Source organism: Coprococcus intestinihominis (assembly GCF_040096555.1).
GTDB classification, from domain to species: Bacteria; Bacillota; Clostridia; order Lachnospirales; family Lachnospiraceae; genus Coprococcus_A; species Coprococcus_A intestinihominis.
In genome coordinates, this window is sequence record NZ_JBBMEK010000290.1 from 1 (window position 1) to 3,959 (window position 3,959).

Genomic DNA, 3,959 nt, shown 5'->3' on the forward strand with positions numbered 1-3,959 from the left:
CACCTCAACATAGCGGATGTATGCCCGCCATATCCCAACGTAGCATCCAGTCCTCTTTGCCCCGGCTGAATCTGCAGAAAATCAAGGATTTCCTGCACCATGATCGATATATGCATTCCTGCCGGTGTGCCGCCCTTCCGAATCACTTTCTCAACTGTTTCACCGTATTTCTCAGGATTCAGCTCCTTGTATTTCTCGTTGTAATGTCTCGGATGTGTTCCTTTGTACCGTACCCTTCTCTTGTGTACCGGTTGATTCTCTGTATTACTTTCCATTTAATCTTCCTTCCATCCTTCGTTCAAACGGGATAAAACACGCTTCGCGTGTTTCATCCCGTTATCACATTCTCTACTGTTCCATTGCCCCGGATGCCTCACCGGCTTCAACTGCAGGTGCTGCCTCCTCCGGTGCGCTGGTTGCCGGCGCACTTGTCTCTGGCGGGTTCGTTGCCGGTGCACTTGTCTCAGGTGCACTTGTCTCTGGCGCACTTGTCTCAGGTGGGTTCGTCTCTGGCGCACTTGTCTCTGGCGCACTTGTCTCTGGCGCACTTGTCTCAGGTGCTTTTGTTTCTGTTGCCTTCGTCTCAGTTTCCTGCTTTTTCTCTGTTTCCTTCTTTTTCTCAGTCTCTTGCTTTATCTCTGCCTCTGTATTCTTGCTGCTAGATGAACTGCTTCCGGATGTCTGTCCAGGCACATAAGTGACACCGCCGTACACGACAACATAATAACCTGTGCTGATATTATTATAGAGTGTTTTTGCCTTCTCATAAGGCATATTGATACATCCGTGGGAACCATTGTACTGATAAATTGTTCCGCCGAAACTGCTTCTCCACGTAGCATCATGGAAACCAACACCGCCGTTAAACGGCATCCAGAATGATACCGGTGAAGCATAATCGGCACCTCGAAGAACTGTATTCTTCTCCATGCTGTATACCTGATAAACACCGGTCGGTGTCATATGGGTCTGGCTGACACTTCCTGATACAATATTCGAGGACATGAGCAGTTCACTATTCTTATATAAATACAACTTCTGATTCGTCAGATCCACTTCCACATAATTGCCTCCGAAATTCTTCTTGATACCGGAAGCACTTTCCGTATAAGGCACTTCACGCTCGCCTGAAACTTCATCTGTCAGACACTGTAAAACATCTTCAAATAAAGCACTTGTATCAAGAGTCTCTCCGCTCACCGGTACATTCAGTGAAATCACACTTCCCGATGTGGTTGTGAAATCCATATTCATCTTCTTGGAACTGTATTTCTCAGAAATGCCATTCACCCATTCCTGTACTTTATCATGATCAATCTGAAGCGTACCGTCTTCATCAATATACACCCACTGGCTGATCTGTTCGTGATTGATCACTTCTTCCTTCTTTTCACCGTTCTTCTTAAATGGATACTTCAGTTCTACCTGAAGATAGGCATTAGCCTGCTGCAAAATCTTATTGGCATTCTCAGAATCCTCACTCAAAACAGGCTTCTGATACAGGCCCTTGGCCTCAACATCCAGTTTCGATACATTCTCTTCAATCGCATCTTCAACCGCTGCTGTCACTTCACCTTCATCCAGCGTTGTTCCCTGCTCACCGTTACGCAATGAAAAAGCATTCTTCCCTGCATCATAAACCAGCTGTGCATTCTCCGGTGCGATCATCTTCGTTGTATCCATTGCACTGCACTGTGCCAATTCCTGTTTGACGCGCTCTTCATTATATGTAAAAAGATTATTCACTGTCAGTGCCAGATCCTTCTGATCGGTTTCTTTCAGCTTATGCTCATTCTGCCGATCCTTCAATGCCTGCAGATCTAACGCTTCATTGTAAGCCATCTGAATGTCACTGCCTTTGATGGTCAGCTGTTCATTCTTAAAATCTACGACAAGCTCATAATCCTTCGCAGATTCCTTCAGCTGTTCTTCCAACTCGCTGACAGACATTCCTTCAATATTCATATCATTCAATGTTGTTCCCGGATAAAAAACATTCTTATAATTATTACTTCCGGCCATAAAATACCAGCCGCCGAAACCAGCTGCCAAAGCAGCCACTACCACCACAGTTATGCCAAATATCCTGAACTTCTTATTCTTCATCATCTATTCCCCCTGTAGAATCATTCTATTTTAATTTCTTACTATTCGCCTATTATATCACAGATTCAGGAAAAAACGGATTCTTTTTTCTTAAAATAATATGACTTTTCACGGATTTGAAAAAGGGACCGTTGTGCCTGCAACGATCCCTCGACAAAATACTGCTTTATTCTTGTTGTTCCGATTTCAATTGTCAAAATATCTTATATTTCGGCATGACAGCCCATCTGTTATTTTCTGGTAATATAACCCTTTGCTGTCAGGAATTCCGCACAAAGAACAGCACCGCCTGCTGCACCGCGGACTGTATTGTGGGATAAACCAACAAACTTGTAATCATACACCTTATCTTCACGAAGACGACCAACAGAAATACCCATACCATGCTCATAGTCAACATCCAGACTTACCTGAGGACGATTGTCTTCTTCAAGATACTGAATAAACTGCTTCGGCGCGCTTGGCAGCTCCAGTTTCTGAGGCTCACCCGAGAAATACACCAGTTTTTCAATCAACTGTTCCTTTGTCGGTTTCTTTGCAAATTTAACAAAGACAGCCGCTGTATGACCATTCAATACAGGAACACGGATACATTGAGATGTAATAATCGGGCTCTCTGCCTTCACAATCTCACCATTCTCAATATGTCCCCAGAGTCTTAAAGGCTCCATCTCAGACTTCTCTTCTTCACCGCCAATGTAAGGGATAATGTTGCCAACCATCTCCGGCCAGTCTTTGAAAGTCTTGCCGGCACCGGAAATAGCCTGATAGGTTGTAACAACAACTTCTGTCGGCTCAAATTCCTTCCATGCTGTCAGAACAGGGGCATAACTCTGAATGGAACAGTTCGGTTTAACGGCAATAAAACCTCTTGTTGTTCCCAGACGTTTCTTCTGATCCTTGATAACTTCAAAATGCTCCGGATTGATCTCCGGAACGACCATCGGTACATCCGGTGTCCATCTATGGGCACTGTTGTTGGAAACAACAGGTGTCTCACATTTCGCATAGGCTTCCTCAATCTTCTTGATCTCATCCTTGGACATATCAACTGCACTGAATACGAAATCTACATCCTTGCACATTTCTTCAACTTCCAGTACGTTTCGCACAACAAGCTTCTTCACAGTCTCCGGCATTGGTGTATCCATCTTCCATCTGTCACCAACGGCATCTTCATAGGTCTTACCTGCGGAACGCGGACTTGCAGCCACAGCTGTTACTTCAAACCATGGATGATTCTCCAGCAAACTGATAAAACGCTGTCCGACCATACCTGTTGCACCTAAAATTCCAACTCTTAACTTCTCACTCATAACAATTGACTCCTATTCGTATTCATTCTCTCTCAAAAATGTCCGCATTGGAAACACATTTGTCTTTCACTAGTGTATACTACATCAACTTCTCACAAAATGCAAGTATTGTTTTTAGAAAAAATATAAAAATTTTATTTTTATTTTGATGTATTTGTGGTATTATAAATCATATATTCTAATCAGACGATTGTCTACTTGTTTTTTAGAAAGGGTGACTATTTCATGAAGAAGACAATAAAGGCTATTGCAGCCGCTGCAGCAATTGGTGCAGGTATCGGCGCAGTTGTTTACTTTATCAAGAATAAACTGTATCAGGAAGATCTGTCTGACGACTTTGATGATGATTTTGATGATGATTTCGATGATTTTGATGATGACGAAGAAGACGCATCCTCTAAGGATTCCCGTGAATATGTCAATCTGCATCCGACATCCGAGAAGGAAGAAGATGCTGAATCAGAACCAGCCGAAGATGCACCTGAAGACGAGCCAGAGGAAGACGATCATTCCGGAGCTGAAGCCGCAGAAGAAGAA

Annotated in this window: 4 protein-coding genes; 1 reads left to right on the forward strand and 3 read right to left on the reverse strand. The window is 43.5% G+C overall.

What is annotated here, in order from left to right; genetic code table 11:
- From mraW to asd, 3 genes are all read right to left on the reverse strand, one after another.
- On the reverse strand, nucleotides 1-275 hold a 275-nt coding region (gene mraW, locus WMO25_RS15820), incomplete at its 3' end, for a 16S rRNA (cytosine(1402)-N(4))-methyltransferase (RefSeq protein WP_349086126.1).
- Between the two features lie 73 nt (nucleotides 276-348).
- The gene (locus WMO25_RS15825) at nucleotides 349-2,109 is read right to left on the reverse strand and encodes a L,D-transpeptidase (RefSeq protein ID WP_349086128.1); all 1,761 of its coding nucleotides are present in this window, start codon (nucleotides 2,107-2,109) and stop codon (nucleotides 349-351) included.
- A gap of 227 nt (nucleotides 2,110-2,336) precedes the next feature.
- The gene (gene asd / locus WMO25_RS15830; RefSeq protein WP_349086130.1) at nucleotides 2,337-3,422 is read right to left on the reverse strand and encodes an aspartate-semialdehyde dehydrogenase; all 1,086 of its coding nucleotides are present in this window, start codon (nucleotides 3,420-3,422) and stop codon (nucleotides 2,337-2,339) included.
- A 225-nt stretch (nucleotides 3,423-3,647) separates the two neighbouring features.
- Between asd and WMO25_RS15835 the strand changes: the two genes are divergently transcribed.
- On the forward strand, nucleotides 3,648-3,959 hold a 312-nt coding region (locus WMO25_RS15835), incomplete at its 3' end, for a hypothetical protein (RefSeq protein WP_215690137.1).

Coding starts and splice junctions, on each gene's coding strand:
- WMO25_RS15825 (WP_349086128.1), bottom strand. CDS start 2,109: ATGATGAAGAATAAGAAGTTCAGGATATTTGGCATAACTGTGGTGGTA.
- asd (WP_349086130.1), bottom strand. CDS start 3,422: ATGAGTGAGAAGTTAAGAGTTGGAATTTTAGGTGCAACAGGTATGGTC.